14 protein-coding genes and 3 tRNA genes are annotated in these 17,646 nt (G+C 38.6%); 11 read left to right on the top strand and 6 right to left on the bottom strand.

What is annotated here, in order from left to right; translation table 11 throughout:
- Positions 1 to 87 precede the first annotated feature (87 nt).
- Both folP and F886_RS17070 read left to right on the top strand, forming a co-directional pair.
- Complete coding sequence (gene folP / locus F886_RS17075; protein ID WP_005307933.1) at positions 88 to 939, top strand: dihydropteroate synthase; 852 nt, start codon at positions 88 to 90, stop codon at positions 937 to 939.
- Between the two features lie 133 nt (positions 940 to 1,072).
- On the top strand, positions 1,073 to 1,387 hold the full coding sequence (locus tag F886_RS17070) for a DUF5713 family protein (protein ID WP_005307931.1): 315 nt from the start codon (positions 1,073 to 1,075) through the stop codon (positions 1,385 to 1,387).
- Between the two features lie 418 nt (positions 1,388 to 1,805).
- On the opposite strand, the gene F886_RS17065 is transcribed toward F886_RS17070, so the two are convergent.
- A tRNA-Leu gene (locus F886_RS17065) sits at positions 1,806 to 1,891 on the bottom strand.
- A 196-nt stretch (positions 1,892 to 2,087) separates the two neighbouring features.
- Between F886_RS17065 and F886_RS17060 the strand changes: the two genes are divergently transcribed.
- Positions 2,088 to 3,851 carry an alkaline phosphatase D family protein gene (locus tag F886_RS17060; protein ID WP_005307929.1) on the top strand — a complete coding sequence of 588 codons (1,764 nt, stop codon included), beginning with the start codon at positions 2,088 to 2,090 and terminating at the stop codon, positions 3,849 to 3,851.
- Between the two features lie 102 nt (positions 3,852 to 3,953).
- On the opposite strand, the gene F886_RS17055 is transcribed toward F886_RS17060, so the two are convergent.
- Both F886_RS17055 and F886_RS17050 read right to left on the bottom strand, forming a co-directional pair.
- Positions 3,954 to 4,039 (bottom strand) — tRNA-Leu (locus F886_RS17055).
- 11 nt (positions 4,040 to 4,050) lie between these two features.
- Positions 4,051 to 4,124 (bottom strand) — tRNA-Cys (locus F886_RS17050).
- Positions 4,125 to 4,276: 152 nt separating this feature from the next.
- On the opposite strand from F886_RS17050, the gene folD reads away from it, so the two are divergent.
- A complete protein-coding gene (gene folD / locus F886_RS17045; RefSeq protein ID WP_005307926.1) occupies positions 4,277 to 5,125 on the top strand; it encodes a bifunctional methylenetetrahydrofolate dehydrogenase/methenyltetrahydrofolate cyclohydrolase FolD in 849 nt (282 codons plus the stop codon).
- Positions 5,126 to 5,365: 240 nt separating this feature from the next.
- Complete coding sequence (locus F886_RS17040) at positions 5,366 to 6,034, top strand: class I SAM-dependent methyltransferase (RefSeq protein WP_005307923.1); 669 nt, start codon at positions 5,366 to 5,368, stop codon at positions 6,032 to 6,034.
- A 21-nt stretch (positions 6,035 to 6,055) separates the two neighbouring features.
- On the opposite strand, the gene F886_RS17035 is transcribed toward F886_RS17040, so the two are convergent.
- Both F886_RS17035 and F886_RS17030 read right to left on the bottom strand, forming a co-directional pair.
- The gene (locus F886_RS17035) at positions 6,056 to 6,478 is read right to left on the bottom strand and encodes a hypothetical protein (protein WP_005307920.1); all 423 of its coding nucleotides are present in this window, start codon (positions 6,476 to 6,478) and stop codon (positions 6,056 to 6,058) included.
- A 116-nt stretch (positions 6,479 to 6,594) separates the two neighbouring features.
- A complete protein-coding gene (locus F886_RS17030) occupies positions 6,595 to 7,926 on the bottom strand; it encodes an MFS transporter (RefSeq protein ID WP_081402205.1) in 1,332 nt (443 codons plus the stop codon).
- Positions 7,927 to 8,298: 372 nt separating this feature from the next.
- Here F886_RS17030 and glpK point away from each other — a divergent pair, with 372 nt between their 5' ends.
- The gene (gene glpK / locus F886_RS17025; RefSeq protein ID WP_005307907.1) at positions 8,299 to 9,807 is read left to right on the top strand and encodes a glycerol kinase GlpK; all 1,509 of its coding nucleotides are present in this window, start codon (positions 8,299 to 8,301) and stop codon (positions 9,805 to 9,807) included.
- Between the two features lie 153 nt (positions 9,808 to 9,960).
- Positions 9,961 to 11,478, top strand: a complete 1,518-nt coding sequence (gene glpD, locus F886_RS17020; protein WP_005307905.1) for a glycerol-3-phosphate dehydrogenase — start codon at positions 9,961 to 9,963, stop codon at positions 11,476 to 11,478.
- A gap of 41 nt (positions 11,479 to 11,519) precedes the next feature.
- Here the strand turns inward: glpD and F886_RS17015 are convergent, their stop codons facing one another.
- Positions 11,520 to 13,352 carry a phosphoenolpyruvate carboxykinase (GTP) gene (locus tag F886_RS17015; protein WP_005307903.1) on the bottom strand — a complete coding sequence of 611 codons (1,833 nt, stop codon included), beginning with the start codon at positions 13,350 to 13,352 and terminating at the stop codon, positions 11,520 to 11,522.
- Between the two features lie 389 nt (positions 13,353 to 13,741).
- On the opposite strand from F886_RS17015, the gene F886_RS17010 reads away from it, so the two are divergent.
- The 4 genes from F886_RS17010 to groL all read left to right on the top strand — a co-directional run bounded on the left by F886_RS17010 (position 13,742) and on the right by groL (position 17,588).
- A complete protein-coding gene (locus tag F886_RS17010) occupies positions 13,742 to 14,680 on the top strand; it encodes a diacylglycerol/lipid kinase family protein (RefSeq protein WP_005307901.1) in 939 nt (312 codons plus the stop codon).
- Positions 14,661 to 15,419, top strand: a complete 759-nt coding sequence (locus F886_RS17005) for a metallophosphoesterase family protein (protein ID WP_005307899.1) — start codon at positions 14,661 to 14,663, stop codon at positions 15,417 to 15,419. The genes F886_RS17010 and F886_RS17005 overlap by 20 nt, the downstream gene beginning before the upstream one ends.
- Before the next feature lie 185 nt (positions 15,420 to 15,604).
- Entirely contained in the window at positions 15,605 to 15,895 is a 291-nt protein-coding gene (locus F886_RS17000; protein ID WP_002120604.1) for a co-chaperone GroES, read from the top strand.
- A 58-nt stretch (positions 15,896 to 15,953) separates the two neighbouring features.
- Entirely contained in the window at positions 15,954 to 17,588 is a 1,635-nt protein-coding gene (gene groL / locus F886_RS16995; protein ID WP_005307896.1) for a chaperonin GroEL, read from the top strand.
- Positions 17,589 to 17,646: the final 58 nt, after the last annotated feature.

The following is a 17,646-nucleotide window of genomic DNA, read 5'->3' as shown; positions in this document are numbered from 1 at the left end:
GTATTTCAGACAAAGCCGAAAAGAAATCAGCAGTATATTGATGAGAGTCTTGTTAAAATGTTGCCGAATATTAAATTGGAGCTTGTCATGCAGTTAATGCCTTTACCTCAGCAAATTCTACAATGTGGGCAGCTTCAGTTGGATTTATCACAACCTCATGTTATGGGTATTTTAAATGTCACCCCAGATTCTTTTAGTGATGGCGGAAAACATAATCAAGTGGATCAAGCTATTGCACATGCGCTAGTCATGATAGAGCAGGGTGCTACCATTATTGATATTGGTGGGGAATCTACCCGTCCAGGGGCATCTGAGGTAAGTATAGAAGAAGAAATTAGAAGAGTTGTGCCTGTAGTTGAAGCTTTAACTAAACATGATGTGATTCTATCAATTGATACGAGTCAGCCAGATGTTATCCGTGCAGCAAAAGAAGCGGGTGCTCATATTTGGAATGATGTACGTGCGCTTACTCGACCAAATGCTTTAAAAACGGCAGTAGAGTTGGATATCCCTGTGGTGATCATGCATATGCGTGGTGAGCCAACTACAATGAATCAGCTAGATCAATATGCGAATGTGACACTGGACGTGATGCAAGAGCTTCAGCAGCGTGTAGAAGAGGCTTTAACTGCGGGTGTAAAAAAACAGAATATTATTATTGATCCTGGATTTGGTTTTGCAAAAAATGCGCAGCAAAATTTAAGACTGTTAAGTGAATTTTGGAAACTTCGTGAAATGGGTTATCCAATTTTATCTGGCCTTTCTCGTAAACGTTTTATTGGTGAAGCTTTACACGGCGTAGCTGCAGATCAGCGTGCGGTAGGAAGTGTTACGGGGCATTTGCTTAGTATTCAGCAAGGAGCGTCAATTGTTCGTGCACATGATGTAAAAGCTATGCATGATGCAATTCTTGTTTGGAAAGCGATGAAACAAGCTTAAAAAAATATGCTTTTATAATCAGACTATGATTGATTAATTTCATGGGTTAGATGATTGAGTCAGGGAAAATTGTCGTTATTGTTTTGAAAATATGTTATAAGCGGCAGGTTTCTGCTGCTGTGTAAACTTTTGTATGTTCGAAGACTTACTTCTCCCAATGTTTGATGATGAGTATTATCCAGATATTTTAGTCGCTGAACTCAAGCAGTTAATTGAACAATTTGCCAAAAAAGTTCAGAAGCCTGCTTTAGCTGATCAGGATATTTATCGATATGCTCATCAAACTGTCATTGAAATCAATGAAATGAAACCTCAGTTCGAAGATCTAGATTCTTCCTTGGATGATAGTGCTGCTGACTATATTGCTGAAGCAATGATGATGGTGGCACAGGATGCAGGATATTTAGACCTTGAAATGGAAGAGCTGGTGATGAATCGAGAGTGGTGATTACTCTCGATTCTCAATATCTTCAAATGCATCTAATAAATGAAAAGATGCTTTTAAATGAATTTCATCTATTTCCTTAATTTAAAAACTCAAACACCATATCTCTTGAGAGTCGGCGTCTGCTAATAAATTGACCCAATAAGTTTCTATTTTTCGTTCTAATGCTTTGAATTTATCTATTATCTGTTCGGATGTTTTAATTAAATAATCATCTTTGTTGATAGAGTAACCTGAAAAATACTAATGGTTATCTCTGAAATAAACAGTGCTAGAAAAAAGATCTGTAGCATGAACCTTTGTTAAGAGAAGGATGCTAAATAGAAGTAATAATATTCTTATCATACAATTCATTTTAATTAGGCATAAAAAAACCAGCTTACGCTGGATTCTTTGTAGCACCAAATTCAATATTTGAAAATGGTGCCCGGGGCCGGACTCGAACCGGCACGCTTTGTGGGCGGGGGATTTTAAATCCCCTGTGTCTACCTATTTCACCACCCGGGCATGTGCGCAATAATAGAGGACAAGTACGCGATTGGCAAGAGAAAATCAGATAGTTTGCTTTATTTTCAATCAGTTCTTGTTCGTATTTATATAAATTAACCAATTTATGTCATGATTTATTCATTAAACTGAGATCAGTTGTTCATCTTATCTACTTAATTTTAAGACACTCATTGCTTAAAACTTAGGTAATTTTATGTCAGAGAAAATTTCACGCCGAGAATTAATTCAAAAAAGTCTGTTCGGTTTTGGGGCGCTATCTTTGCCGGTAGCTTTTACGGGTTGTAATGATGGTTCCGATGAAGAAAGTTCGGAGACACAAGCAGATTTTTTACATGGAGTTGCGAGTGGCGACCCTTTGCAGGATAAAGTAATTTTATGGACGCGTTTAACACCGGTAGATCTTAGTGCGCGCCTTAAGGTCACTTGGGAAATTGCTACCGATGACCAGTTTAAGCTGAATTTAAAGAGTGGTGTGGTTCAAACGACTAAGACAGATGATTTTACCGTGAAAGTAGATGCAACAGGACTGCAGGCGGATACCATTTATTATTACCGTTTCCATTTTGGGAATAAAACTTCACCTGTTGGTCAAACTAAAACTTTGCCTGTAAGTACTAATAAGGTCAGCTTTGCAGTATGTTCTTGTTCTAACTATCCTGCGGGTTACTTCTACGTTTATCGTGAAATAGCAAAACAGAATGTGGATGTAGTCATTCATTTGGGAGATTACATTTATGAATATGGCTCTGATGGATATGCGACAGAAGATGCCGAAAAATTGGGCCGTACTTTGCCATCTGATAATAATAAAGAAATTATTAAATTAGATGATTATCGCAAACGTTATGCGCTATATCGTCAGGATAGAGACTTGCAAGCAGTTCATCAACGTCATCCTTTCATTGTAATTTGGGATGACCATGAGTTAGCAAATGATACTTGGCGTGAAGGGGCGGAAAACCATCAAGATAATGAAGGATCTTTTTCTGATCGTAAGTTAGCTGCTCTACAGGCTTATTTTGAATGGATGCCAATTCGTCCTGTTTCTAACACAGATCATCTAAATATTTATCGTCAGTTTAATTTTGGGTCACTTGTACAACTAACAATGCTAGATACACGCATTATTGCGCGAGATAAACAGCTTGAATATAAGGACTATATGACAGCTTCTGGTTTAGATGCTCAAAAATTTCAGGCTGATTTAACAGATTCAAAGCGTACTTTAATGGGGCATACACAAAGAGATTGGTTGGTTGATAAATTAAAGCAATCGACGGCAACATGGAATGTGATTGGTCAGCAGGTCTTAATGAGTAAAATGTGGATTCCTGCTGAGTTGTTGATCTCTCTGGGACAAATTACTTCAGGTGGAACTTCGCCAGATGCGTTAGCTAAAATGAATGCGCAAATTACAGAATTAGTCACATTGAAATTACGATTAGAGCAGGGTGATCCAACTTTAACTATTCAAGAAAAAGCGCGAGTCACAACTTTAGTTCCATATAATCTCGATGCTTGGGATGGGTACTATGCTGAGCGAGAGTTTGTGTATGATAAATTGGCAGAGTTTAATAAGAAAATTATTGTTTTGGCTGGCGATACCCATAATGCATGGACATCTTACTTGTATAGCCAAAAGGGGAAGTATGTTGGTGTTGAACTGGCGACAAGCTCGGTTTCTTCGCCGGGTCTTGAAAAATATTTAAGTATTCCTTTAGCTCAGTTGCAAAAGTTTGAATTTGCCTTTACTACGCTTATCGATGAATTGACGTATTGTAATTTAAATCAACGCGGTTATTTGGTTGTTACGCTCGATGATACGCAAGTACAATCGGATTGGATTTTTGTAGATTCAATTAAAAATGCAGAATATAAAGTAGATTCAAGTCGACATTATCAATTGGTGTTAGATGCGAATTTAACGCCTGAACAAGATAAGCAAAAAACTGCTTAAATATATGGATGGGAAAAGGATACTAATAAGTATCCTTTTTTTAGACATAAAAAAACCAGCTTATGCTGGATTTTTTATTGCACCAATTTCTATACTAGAAAGTGGTGCCCGGGGCCGGACTCGAACCGGCACGCTTTGTGGGCGGGGGATTTTAAATCCCCTGTGTCTACCTATTTCACCACCCGGGCTTTACCAAATTTGGAGGCGGAGGTCGGAATCGAACCGGCGTCCACGGAGTTGCAGTCCGCTGCATGACCACTCTGCCACCCCGCCTACATTTGGTGATGCACATATTAGCAACCTTTAGAAAAAAAACAATACTGTTTTGAGATAAGATGAACATAAAAGCAACATCTAGAATAAATTTGTCCAAATAATCATGTATTATTGGCACATTAAATTCATGTCTACCTTGGAGATGTGCTGTGGCATTGGTTTTAGACGGTCGTGCATTAGCAAAGCAAATTGAAGAAAATTTGTCAGTACGTGTTGAAGCTTTAAAAGCTAAAACAGGTCGTACCCCAATTTTAGCGACTATTTTGGTTGGGGATGATGGCGCATCTGCAACTTATGTACGCATGAAAGGAAATGCTTGCCGTCGAGTAGGCATGGATTCTTTAAAAATTGAGTTGTCACAAGAAACTACAACAGAACAATTATTAGCTGAAATCGAAAAGCTTAATGCTAATCCAGATGTTCACGGTATTCTTTTACAACATCCCGTTCCTGCACAAATTGATGAGCGCGCATGTTTTGATGCAATCTCATTAGCTAAAGATGTTGATGGTGTAACTTGTCTTGGTTTTGGCCGTATGGCTATGGGCGAAGCTGCATATGGTTCAGCAACTCCTGCGGGCATTATGACCATTTTAAAAGAAAACAATATCGAAATTGCTGGTAAACATGCAGTTGTTGTTGGTCGTTCAGCAATTTTAGGTAAACCAATGGCAATGATGCTATTGCAAGCGAATGCAACAGTAACGATTTGCCATTCACGCACACAAAACTTAGCTGAACTCGTGAAACAAGCTGACATTATTGTTGGTGCTGTAGGTAAAGCTGAACTCATCCAAAAAGACTGGATTAAACAAGGTGCAGTAGTTGTTGATGCTGGTTTCCATCCACGTGATGGCGGTGGTGTAGGCGATATCCAGCTTCAAGGTATCGAAGAAATTGCTTCTGCTTACACGCCTGTACCAGGTGGTGTAGGTCCAATGACAATTACAACTTTGATTCGTCAAACTGTAGAAGCTGCTGAAAAAGCTTTAGGTTAATTTAATTTATTCACGACGGCGTCCTACTGTTTAGCGTAAATGTTAGGAGCACGTATGTTACTTTTCTTTCGGGATGAGTAGCGAAGCTACGCAAGACCAAAACGGTTGCTGTAATTAATACATTGGAATTGAACTAACGTATTTTTTAGTAACTAAACGCTATCATGTTATAAGCCGCTGTTTTAGTCTTGCTCGCAATGTGGTTAATCAAATAGTAATTATAAATTGTTGAGCTTATTTATGAGCTGCACCTTTCAATTTGCCAAAGCCCCTGAACATTTACTTCAAGCCTTGCATGAAGTGATTCCTCATTGTGAGTTGATGGTACAACAGTTACCAGAAACACCTATTTCCTTGTGGTTGATTCCACCCGTTTTCCCAACTGATCGCTTAGATGATGAAGTCATTCGCCGTATTTGGAATGACACGCCGTATTGGATCTTTTGTTGGGCATCTGGTCTGGCGATGGCTCAATGGATACTTGCAGAGCCGCATCATGTTAAAGATAAAGTGGTATTAGATTTTGGTGCGGGTTCAGGTGTGGTTGCTATTGCTGCGAAAATGGCTGGAGCAAAACGAGTAATCTGCTGTGACATTGATCAGGTTAGCTTAAATGCTTGCCGTGAAAATGCATTACTTAATGGTGTAGAGCTCGAATATTTGGACGATTTGTATAAAGCAGAGCAAGTTGATGTTTTATTGGCTGCTGATGTGTTGTATGACCAGTGCAACCGTTTCTTTTTAGATGAATTTTTGAAATTTGCACCAGAGGTCTGGGTCGCAGATAGTCGTGTTAAAAACTTTAGTCATCCAAAATATCAAAAAATTGATGAAAGAAGTGCATCCACATGGCCAGATCTTGATGAAGCTAAAGAATTTAGAAATGTAAGTTTTTATAAGACGCTGTAAAAGAACAGCGTCTTATTTAAATTATGAGCAAGTATAACGAACTACTTTTAATGTACTTGGACGTGCTTCAAGTGCTTGGCGAGTCGCATAATCTTCCCCATTGTTTAAGCTTGGCGTATTCGATAAACCAAATGAGGCACGAGTTTCACCCAATTGAACGCCATAATGTTCTTGTTGAGCTGGGTTTGAAATCTCATTAATGCTTAGAACTGATAATTTATAAACTTTTTGAGCGCCTAATACATTTTGACAAGCACGTTGCAATTTACGTTCATCTAACTGCTGATTAGTGCGGCTAGCCAATGTGTAAGCTAAAGTTGCCGAAGTTTTTGTTTGGTTTTCAATCTGATAGCCAGTTGAACCATTGTATTGTCGAGGGGTGGTCTGACAAGCGGTTAAAACAAACATACTGCTTAATGCCAAACATAAAATACTTCTATTCATCAGTATCATCCTTATATTCTTATCTCTAGTATCTCATAAAACACAGCGATTGTTGGGGCTTAATCGCACGATTTAAGCTAACATCGGCTGGCGATATTAGCTCTTTTGTTAAAATATTAATGTTCTTTAATTTTTGAATGATGCTTAGTATCTTTCATAAAAATATAAATAATAAGTGAAATGAAGATCATAATACTCACATAAATAAAGTACCAAGATTCATGTCCAGCTTCTTTAAAACTTAAAGCAAAGAACTCTGCTGTACCGCCAAATAATGTATTGGCAATCGCGTAGGGTAAAGCTACTCCTAAAGCGCGAATATGAGCAGGGAAAAGTTCGGCCTTCACTACAGCATTAATTGAAGTGTAGCCAGTCACCATCACTAGACCTCCAAAACATAACCAGAAAGCTGTCCAGTAGTTATGCGTGTTTGCGAGTGCATCAAATAAAATATATGTGAATAAAACACCCGTTATTCCGAAGAAAATCATAAGAGGTTTTCGACCAATTCGGTCTGACGAAGCACCGGCTACAGGCTGTAAGCACATGAAAATAAATAGCGCTAAAGTAGTAATTTGAGTAGCTTCGGGTTTTGTAAATCCGGATGTATTTACTAAATATTTTTGTAGGTAAGTGGTGTAGGTGTAAAAAGCTAAAGTTCCACCAGCTGTTAAAAATAATACTGTAAAAGCTTCTTTAGGGTAGTGCTTGAATAAAGCAAACATGCCTGATTGTGGTTGGTCTTTTTCAGCTTGAGCATTTTTAAAAGATTGTGTTTCTAATAAGCCACGACGAATACGGAACACAACAATGGCAAGTAAAGCACCAATAAAGAATGGAATACGCCATCCCCAATCATGCAACTGTTGTTCGGTTAATACCATTTGTAATATTAAAAGAACACATAGAGCTGTCAGTTGTCCTGCAATTAAGGTGACATATTGAAAGCTCGAGAAAAAACCACGTCGATTTCTTTCAGCCATTTCACTTAAATAGGTAGCACTAGCCCCATATTCACCGCCTACACTTAAGCCTTGAATTAAACGAGCGACAACTAAAAGAAGAGGAGCAAATACACCAATACTTTCATAACTTGGCGTCACGGCAATAAGCAGCGAACCTATACACATTAAAGTGACGGAAAGTGTAAGACCCGCTTTGCGTCCTTTACGGTCTGAATAGATTCCCATAATCCATGCGCCGATGGGACGCATAAGGAAACCTACTGCGAAAATTGCAGCTGCTTGAAGAAGTTGAGCAGTTTGACTTCCTTTTGGGAAAAAGGCATGAGCAAAATAGAGCGTAAATGCGGCATATACATACCAGTCGTACCATTCGACAAGGTTACCGGCAGAACCGCCCAAAATTGATTTTAGACGAGTTTTTGTATCTAAATTAGAATGTGGAGTTGTTGCGGTAGAAGGTTGATCAACCATGAGTCGCTCCATGTTTCGCTTGGGTTGAATGCTAAAAAAGAGAAGTTTTATTCCGTTTTTACATATTATCCAAAGGAGTATTTCACTTTATTTTTTTTATGTCTGTAAAACAATGTTTATTATTTAAGCAAAGGAATAAGTTGAATATTCATGCGATTTCAAATTAGCCGATCAGCTCATTTTTATAGTCTTGCTCCAATCTTTGACATACTATTTTTTCCAAGTAGTAAAAAGTGATAAAGAATGCGTAATGTTTAAGCCAAGAAAACCTATATCTCTTAAAAATAATGATATATTCCAAAGAAAATTTTAAATAAATACAGGTAGGCATGATGTCTTGGCATTGTGGACTAGATGTGTGTGGATAATGAAAGGGACATTCAGATGTCAAATTGCCCGAAAAAATATATTGTTGCTTTTGATCAGGGAACAACAAGCTCAAGAGCAATTGTTTTAGATCATGATGCTAACGTTGTAAGTATTGCTCAAAAAGAATTTACTCAGATTTATCCGCAGCCAGGTTGGGTTGAGCATGATCCTATGGAAATTTGGGCCACACAAAGTGCTGTTTGGGTAGAAGCTCTAGCTCAAGCTGGCATCAAGAGTGAACAAGTTGCAGCAATTGGGATTACAAACCAACGGGAAACCACAATTGTATGGGATAAGAAAACAGGCAAGCCGATTTACAACGCGATTGTTTGGCAAAGCCGACAGACAACTGAAATATGTAATCAATTGCATAAAGCGGGTTGGCAAGAATATATTCGTAAAACAACTGGCTTAGTTATTGATCCTTATTTTTCTGCTACAAAAATTAAATGGATTTTGGACCATGTAAAAGGAAGTCGTGAGCGCGCTGAGCGAGGAGAGTTATTGTTTGGTACGGTGGACACATGGTTAATCTGGAAATTAACCAATGGCGCAGCCCATGTCACTGATTTTACCAATGCTTCGCGAACCATGCTTTTTGATATTGAAAAGCTCGAATGGGATGAAAAACTTTTACAAGCTTTAGATATTCCTAGAGCAATGCTACCAGAGGTGCGTAGTTCATCTGAGGTTTATGGATACACACATACCATTAGCGGGCAAGAAGTGGGGATTCCGATTGCCGGTATAGCAGGGGATCAACAAGCTGCACTTTTCGGGCAAATGTGTGTAGAACCCGGACAAGCAAAAAATACCTATGGCACAGGCTGTTTTCTACTCATGAACACGGGTAAAAAGATTGTTCGTTCAGAGCATGGTTTACTGACGACGATTGCATGTGGTGCAAATGGTGAAGTGAACTATGCCTTAGAGGGTGCCGTGTTTAATGGTGGCTCTTGCGTACAGTGGCTTCGTGATGAGTTAAAGGTAATTAAGAACGCTAAAGACTCTGAGCTTTATGCAACACGTGTAAAAGACAGCAATGGTGTATATGTTGTACCTGCTTTTACAGGTTTAGGTGCTCCCTATTGGGACCCGACAGCGCGTGGGGCAATCTTTGGTCTCACTCGTGGAGCAAGTATAGAACATATTATTCGTGCAACTTTAGAGTCAATTGCTTACCAGACAAGAGATGTACTTGATGCTATGCAGCAAGATGCAGAAGAAGAGCTTCGTACACTTAGAGTCGATGGTGGGGTAACAGAAAATAATTTCTTGATGCAATTTCAGTCCGATATTTTAGCTACACCAGTCGAACGCCCAATAATGAAAGAAACTACCGCTTTGGGTGCAGCTTTTCTTGCAGGATTGGCAACGGGTTTCTGGCAAGATCTTCACGAGTTAAGAAATAAGTCTGCCATAGAAAAGGTATTTGAACCAAAAATGTCTTGTGAGCAATCTGAAGTTATTTATAAAGGTTGGCTGAAGGCAGTTAAGCGTAGTCAAAGTTGGGCTGAGGATTGATCTGTTCTTTAACTGGTTAAATTCAATAGTAGGGTAATCAATTAACGGTAAATACTCGGTTATTTAAAATTGATTATTCTACTTTTTTGATTGTTGTTTCATCAATTTGATGTTTTAATTTTTATAAGATCAACAATAAAAAGAAAATGAGAAATGACAGTACAGCCTAATGATTATTCAAAAATATATGACACTGCCGTGATTGGTGGTGGTATTAATGGCGTCGGTATTGCTAATGATGCGGCAGGTCGGGGCTTATCGGTATTTTTATGTGAAAAAGATGATTTGGCTAGTCATACCTCATCTGCGAGCAGTAAATTAATTCACGGCGGTTTGCGCTATTTAGAACATAAAGAATTTCGGTTGGTTAGAGAGGCTTTAGCAGAGCGTGAAGTCTTGTTGGCTAAAGCTCCGCATATTATTAAACCAATGCGTTTTATTATGCCTCATCGGCCACATTTGCGTCCTGCGTGGTTAATTCGGGCAGGCCTATTTTTTTATGATCATCTAGGAAAACGAGAAAAATTATTAGGGTCAAATCTTATCTACTTCAAAGAAGATAGTCCCCTAAAACCAGCTATAACGCGTGGCTTTGAATATTCGGACTGTACTGTAGATGATGCACGTCTTGTTGTATTGAATGCGCTACAAGCTAAAGAGAAGGGTGCCAAAGTTGTAACACGGACAAGATGTGTTAAGGCTTATAGACAACAAGAATTGTGGCATTTGGAACTACAAAGCGGGGCTGAGTCTTATCAAATACGAGCAAAAGCCTTAGTGAATGCAGCAGGCCCTTGGGTCGAAGAAATTATTAGTGAAAACCTACAATTAAAATCGCCATATCAAATTCGGCTGATACAAGGAAGTCATATTGTTGTGCCTAAACTCTATGATTGTCATAAAGCATTTATCATGCAAAATGAAGACAGACGCATCGTGTTTGCCATTCCTTATTTAGAAAAATACACATTAATTGGTACCACAGATCAGGAATATACAGGTGATCCACAAAAGGTAGAGATTACCGATGTAGAAATAGATTATCTTTTGACAGTCACAAATTCACATTTTAAAAAGCAGCTCACCCGTACAGATATCGTCAGTCAGTTTTCTGGAGTTCGAGCTTTATGTGATGATGAGTCAGATAATCCTTCTGCAGTTACACGTGACTATACTTTGGCATTGCAAGTTGAAGATAAAACAACTCCCTTGCTGTCGGTATTTGGTGGAAAGATTACAACTTATCGGAAATTAGCTGAATCGGCTCTGGAGCATCTTGACCCGTTTTTTACAAATATGGGAGATGAGTGGACTGCAAATGAAGTGTTACCTGGGGCGGAGAATTGGACCACACTTGAAGATTTAGTTATAAAGATTCAAAACCAAGTTGAAGGGGTAACCGAGCAGCTCGCTACTCGTTGGGCAAATGCCTATGGCTCTAGGGTTTTGGGTATTTTGCATGAGCGAAAAGCTCTTGAGCAGTTAGGGCAAGATTTTGGTCACGGTTTATTCGAATCTGAAGTTCAGTATTTATGTGAAAATGAATGGGCAAATACGGCAGAAGATATATTGTGGCGTAGAACTAAGTTAGGTTTGGTATTTGATGAAAAACAAGTAAAAAATTTGGAAAGCTATTTGACGGGACGTCGACAAAAAGATGATGCCGCATAATAAAAAAGGCCGCACAAGGCGACCTTTTTTATATTTAGCAATTAGAAGCCAGTTTTTACAGCTTCAAGTAAAGCTGCTTGACGTTCTTTTAATGCTTTTGGTAAGCGCTCACCAAGTTTATTGAATAACTCAGTGTGGCTTTCAATTTCAGTAACCCACTGATCTTTATCTTGAGCTGTGATAAGGTCAAATTCTTCTTTAGAGAATTCAGTACCTTCCCAGTTCAAGTCATCGTAAGTTGGAACAAGGCCAATTGGTGTTTCAACAGCGTTTGCACGACCTTCACAACGGTCAATGATCCACTCAAGAACACGCATGTTTTGACCGAAACCAGGCCATACGAAGTTGCCTTCAGCATCACGACGGAACCAGTTTACATTGAAGATTTTTGGTAATTTATTACCAGCAGCTTCAGCTTTTGTACTTACTTCTTGACCAAGGCTTAACCAGTGATCAAAGTAGTCAGCCATGTTGTAGCCAGCAAATGGAAGCATCGCGAATGGGTCACGACGAACGATACCTTGTTGACCAACAGCCGCAGCAGTAGTTTCAGAACCCATAGTTGCAGCTTTATAAACGCCATCAACCCAATCAAAAGCTTCAGAAACTAAAGGAACCGTATCTGCACGGCGACCACCGAAGATAAATGCAGAAATTGGAACACCTGCTGGATTTTCCCAGTCAGCATCGATAGAAGGGCATTGACCAGCAGCAACAGTGAAGCGCGCATTTGGATGAGCAGCTTTTTCACCATTTACGTGAGGTTGACCTTTCCAGTTAGTTAAGTTAGTTGGAATTTCTTTAGAAAGACCTTCCCACCATACTTGACCATCATTAGTTACCGCAACGTTTGTATAGATAACATCTTTGTGAAGAGTTGCCATACAGTTAGGGTTAGTCTTGGTATTTGTACCAGGAGCAACACCAAAGAAACCAGCTTCTGGATTGATTGCGTATAGACGACCGTCTTCACCTGGTTTGATCCAAGCAATATCGTCACCTACAGTCTCAATTTTCCAGCCTTCATAGCCTGCTGGTGGAATTAACATTGCGAAGTTTGTTTTACCACACGCAGATGGGAATGCTGCAGCGATATAGTGCTTTTCACCTTGTGGGTTAGTCACACCAAGAATAAGCATATGTTCAGCTAACCAACCTTGTTCGCGACCCATAACAGAAGCGATACGAAGTGCTAAACATTTTTTACCAAGTAATGCGTTACCGCCATAACCAGAACCGTAAGACCAGATTTCACGAGTTTCTGGGTAATGAACGATGTATTTTTCAGGGTTACAAGGCCATGCAACGTCTTTTTGCCCTTCAGCAAGTGGAGCACCTACGGTATGAATACAAGGAATAAATTCGCCGTCTGTACCTAACACGTCATAAACTGCTTTACCCATACGTGCCATTTTGCGCATGCTAACAGCAACGTAAGGAGAGTCAGTTAATTCAATACCGATATGAGCAATATGGCTTCCAAGTGGACCCATAGAGAAAGGCACAACGTACATTGTACGACCTTCCATTGATCCCTCGAACAAACCATTTAACTTTTCACGCATAACAGCTGGTTCTTCCCAGTTGTTTGTCGCACCAGCATCTTCTTTCTTTTGAGAGCAAATGTAAGTACGATCTTCAACACGCGCAACATCAGATGGGTCAGAATTTGCAAGATAAGAACCAGGATGTTTTTCTTGGTTTAATTTCTGCATGGTGCCGTTAGCGATCATCAAGTCGATTAGACGTTGATACTCTTCTTCGCTTCCGTCACACCATTCGATTTTTGCTGGTTTGGTTAAGTTTGCAATTTCTTCAACCCATGCGATAAGCTTAGGATGACGAACGAATTCTGGTGCGTTCACTGTGGTCATGGTGAGGCCTATTCAAAATATGTACAACGTACAAGTCATTCATTGAGTTACAATGAAAGATCAAATAAAAAAGTGGCTGTATTAAAGCACAAAATCATAAAAAAAATAAGACTAAAGAATAAGAAATAGATATTTTGATTTTTTATTTTTTTTAATTTAAATCATATGTTTATTGTTTTTTGGTGTATTTTATTCTTTACATTTTTATGTTGTATGTGTGTTATTTATATTATTTATTTTTTTTAAAATCAATAACTTGATGTTTAAATTTTTCTTGAGAATTATTATTGATTAAACAAATGATCATCATTCGAAATTTACATAAAGAGACTTTTATTAGGCGATTTTCTATACAAAATACAAGGTGAATCCTCTTTAAGATAATAAAAATGCGGACTTTAAAACCTCTCTCTATCATCTATAACCAGAAGTCGGGTTTTCATGCTTCAAAACATGAAGATATGTATGAACAATTAATGACTGTACTCACCGAATTTGGTTTTGAAATACAAGTTTTTGAATTATCGGAAGATGTTTCATTTGATGATTTAATGAATCAAGTGATTCATCGGCATAGTCAAAACGCAAATTTAGGTGTTGTTGTGGCAGCGGGTGGGGACGGGACGTTAAATGCAGTGGCATCAAAACTTCGTCATACGAATATTCCTATGGGAATTTTACCTTTGGGAACTTTTAACTACGTCGCTAAAGTTTTAGATATTCCTTTGGATTTGTTAGAGGCGGCTGAAGTCATTGCTACAGGAACACCCCGTTCTGTACATATTGCGACTATTAATGATCATATTTATTTAAATAATGCGAGCCTAGGCCTTTATCCATTGTTTATAAAAAAACGTGAGCTCTACAATAAATACTTAGGACGTTTGCCTTTACATGCGTATACCTCAGCTTTGGATGTTTTATTAAGAGAAAATAAATCTATGAAGCTTTCCGTCACGGTTGATGGAAAAAAATATCCAGTCAAAACCCCTCTAATTTTCTTTGGTAATAATCAACTTCAACTATGTGATATGAAATTAAGAATTGCTGATTGTGCTGCACAGGGGAGAGTCGCTGGAGTAGTCATTACAAAAAGTGATAGGCTTAGTTTATTACATATGCTTTGGCAATGGATTCAGGGAAAGGTTGAAGAGACAAAAGATGTTTATAGTTTTTGTGCTGATCATGTCATTGTTGAATGTGCAAAAAAATCAAAACTTACTGTAGCTTTAGATGGTGAAATTTTAGAGATGAAAACACCATTAAATTTCACTGTAGAAAAGAATGCTTTAAATATTATGGTGCCCAATGTTATTACATCTGTCTGATTTGCATTTTGGAACAGAAATTGAGGCCTGTTTAGATGCAATTCGGCTTTTTTGTACCGAACATAAACCTGAAGTTATTGTTGTGAGTGGAGATATCACTCAGCGAGCCAGATATCAACAGTTTTATAATTGTCGTCAGTTTTTAGATAGTCTTAATATTCCTTATCTTGTTGTGCCTGGTAATCACGATATTCCGTTGTATCATGTCTGGAACCGTTTTTTCTCACCATTTACTCGCTATCAATATTTTTTTGGCCAGCTTGAACCAACTTTAGAAACTGAACATTTCTATATTGTTGGCGTAAACAGTATACGTCGCCGTTATCATACGCGTGGACATATTTCGATTGAGCAAATTCAAACTACATATGAGCGATTACAGCAAGGGCCAGAGAATAAAATCAAATTAGTGGTTTTTCATCAGCCTTTTTATACCCCGCCTGATGATGAGCATGGTATTAAAGATTGTCCCGTATTAGGGAAAATGGCTCTCGAAAAATGGAGTAAGACCGGGCTATTTGGTATGCTACATGGGCATCTTCATAAAACAGCCGTATATGATTTAACGCAAATTTATCAATTAGAAATAGATCATCCTATTTATGATATTCATGCAGGAACAGCGACATCTAGCCGTTTGCATTATCATGTTCCAAATAGTTTTAATGTCATTTCAAATGAAGGAAGAATTAATCATTATTGGTTTAATGCACAGCTGGCTGAATTCACTTCTGATTGATTTGGTTTAGATGAGTTTAATTATTTGATTGTTTAAAAAATATTCGAAAAAGATAAGTTTTTTTTCATTTTCCCCTTGAAGCCTTTTTTTTCATCCCCACAAAAGTGACATCTAAATATTTTGTTATTGCTCTGGATTAAAGCAATAACGATTAATCAAAAAGACTTAGTCTGATGGAGTTAATTATGAGCAACATTCGTCCATTACATGATCGCGTTGTAATTCGTCGCGTAGAAGAAGAAACCAAAACTGCTGGTGGTATTTTACTTCCAGGTTCTGCTGCTGAAAAACCATCTCAAGGTGAAGTAATTGCAGTAGGTAATGGTCAAATCACTGAGAATGGCGTACGTGCTTTGGATGTTAAAGTTGGTGACAAAGTATTGTTTGGTACTTATGCAGGTACAACAGTGAAAGTAAGTGGTGAAGAACTCTTAATCATGAAAGAGTCAGACATTTTAGCTGTGTTGGAAGGCTAATCAATCCATAACTCAATTCATTATCAGATTCAGTATTTAAAAAGATTTGGAGTTTAATATGTCAGCTAAAGACGTAAAATTTGGTGATTCAGCTCGCTCAAAAATGATTGCAGGCGTAAACGTACTTGCAGATGCTGTTAAAGTGACTTTAGGCCCTAAAGGTCGTAACGTAGTGATTGACCGTTCTTTCGGTGCTCCGCACATCACTAAAGACGGTGTAACTGTTGCTAAAGAAATTTCTTTAAAAGACAAGTTTGAAAACATGGGTGCTCAACTTGTTCGTGAAGTTTCTAGCAAAACTAACGACATCGCTGGTGACGGTACTACAACTGCAACTGTACTTGCTCAAGCAATTTTAAATGAAGGGATCAAATCTGTAACTGCAGGCATGAACCCAATGGATTTAAAACGTGGTATCGATATCGCAGTAAAAACTGTAGTTGAAAATATCCGTTCAAATGCAAAACCTGCTGATGATTTTAAAGCGATCGAACAAGTTGGTTCTATCTCTGCTAACTCTGACACTACTGTTGGTAAACTTATCGCTCAAGCGATGGAAAAAGTAGGTAAAGAAGGCGTAATCACTGTAGAAGAAGGTTCTGGCTTCGAAGACGCTTTAGACGTTGTAGAAGGTATGCAGTTTGACCGTGGTTATATCTCTCCGTACTTTGCAAACAAGCAAGATACTTTAACAGCTGAGCTTGAAAACCCGTTCATTCTTCTTGTTGACAAAAAAATCGGTAATATTCGTGAATTGATTTCTGTTTTAGAAGCAGTTGCGAAAACTGGTAAACCACTTCTTATCATCGCTGAAGATGTTGAAGGCGAAGCACTTGCTACTCTTGTTGTAAACAACATGCGTGGTATTATCAAAGTATGTGCTGTTAAAGCTCCTGGTTTCGGTGACCGTCGTAAAGCAATGCTTCAAGACATCGCAATCTTGACTGGCGCAACTGTTATTTCTGAAGAAGTTGGTATGTCTTTAGAACAAGCAACTCTTCAAGATTTAGGTACTGCACACAAGATCACTGTTTCTAAAGAAAACACTGTAATTGTTGATGGTGCTGGTGATGCAGCTGCTATTGCTGAGCGTGTTCAGCAAATCCGTGCTCAAATTGAAGAATCTTCTTCAGAATACGACCGTGAAAAATTACAAGAACGTGTTGCTAAATTAGCAGGCGGTGTTGCTGTAATTAAAATTGGTGCGGCAACTGAAGTTGAAATGAAAGAGAAGAAAGACCGCGTAGACGACGCACTTCATGCAACTCGTGCAGCAGTTGAAGAAGGTGTGGTTGCTGGTGGTGGTGTTGCGCTAGTACGTGCTGTAAATGTATTAGACAACCTAAAAGGTGCTAACGACGATCAAACAGCGGGTATCAATATTTTACGCCGTGCGATCGAAGCTCCACTTCGTCAAATCGTTTCAAACGCTGGTGATGAGCCATCTGTAGTTATCAATGCAGTTAAAGCTGGTGAAGGTAACTTCGGTTATAACGCTGCAACTGGCGAATATGGCGATATGTTAGAAATGGGTATTCTTGACCCAGCTAAAGTAACTCGTTCTGCACTTGAACACGCTGCTTCTGTAGCTGGTTTAATGTTAACTACAGAATGTATGATTACTGACATTCCAGAAGATAAACCAGCTGTTCCAGATATGGGCGGTATGGGTGGTATGGGCGGAATGATGTAATAACGCATCAACGCTTTAACCAAAAAAATCCCTGTTTATACAGGGATTTTTTATTTTT

Origin of the sequence: Acinetobacter sp. NIPH 542 (genome assembly GCF_000369825.1) — a bacterium.
GTDB classification, from domain to species: Bacteria; Pseudomonadota; Gammaproteobacteria; order Pseudomonadales; family Moraxellaceae; genus Acinetobacter; species Acinetobacter oleivorans.
This window is presented reverse-complemented; position numbering and strand designations above follow the sequence as displayed.

Bases quoted from the DNA above. Each gene is read 5' to 3' on its own strand.
- folP (WP_005307933.1), top strand. From the start codon at position 88: ATGCAGTTAATGCCTTTACCTCAGCAAATTCTACAATGTGGGCAGCTT.
- F886_RS17070 (WP_005307931.1), top strand. From the start codon at position 1,073: ATGTTCGAAGACTTACTTCTCCCAATGTTTGATGATGAGTATTATCCA.
- F886_RS17060 (WP_005307929.1), top strand. From the start codon at position 2,088: ATGTCAGAGAAAATTTCACGCCGAGAATTAATTCAAAAAAGTCTGTTC.
- F886_RS17040 (WP_005307923.1), top strand. From the start codon at position 5,366: ATGAGCTGCACCTTTCAATTTGCCAAAGCCCCTGAACATTTACTTCAA.
- F886_RS17035 (WP_005307920.1), bottom strand. From the start codon at position 6,478: ATGAATAGAAGTATTTTATGTTTGGCATTAAGCAGTATGTTTGTTTTA.
- F886_RS17030 (WP_081402205.1), bottom strand. From the start codon at position 7,926: ATGGAGCGACTCATGGTTGATCAACCTTCTACCGCAACAACTCCACAT.
- glpK (WP_005307907.1), top strand. From the start codon at position 8,299: ATGTCAAATTGCCCGAAAAAATATATTGTTGCTTTTGATCAGGGAACA.
- glpD (WP_005307905.1), top strand. From the start codon at position 9,961: ATGACAGTACAGCCTAATGATTATTCAAAAATATATGACACTGCCGTG.
- F886_RS17015 (WP_005307903.1), bottom strand. From the start codon at position 13,352: ATGACCACAGTGAACGCACCAGAATTCGTTCGTCATCCTAAGCTTATC.
- F886_RS17010 (WP_005307901.1), top strand. From the start codon at position 13,742: ATGCGGACTTTAAAACCTCTCTCTATCATCTATAACCAGAAGTCGGGT.
- F886_RS17005 (WP_005307899.1), top strand. From the start codon at position 14,661: ATGTTATTACATCTGTCTGATTTGCATTTTGGAACAGAAATTGAGGCC.
- F886_RS17000 (WP_002120604.1), top strand. From the start codon at position 15,605: ATGAGCAACATTCGTCCATTACATGATCGCGTTGTAATTCGTCGCGTA.
- groL (WP_005307896.1), top strand. From the start codon at position 15,954: ATGTCAGCTAAAGACGTAAAATTTGGTGATTCAGCTCGCTCAAAAATG.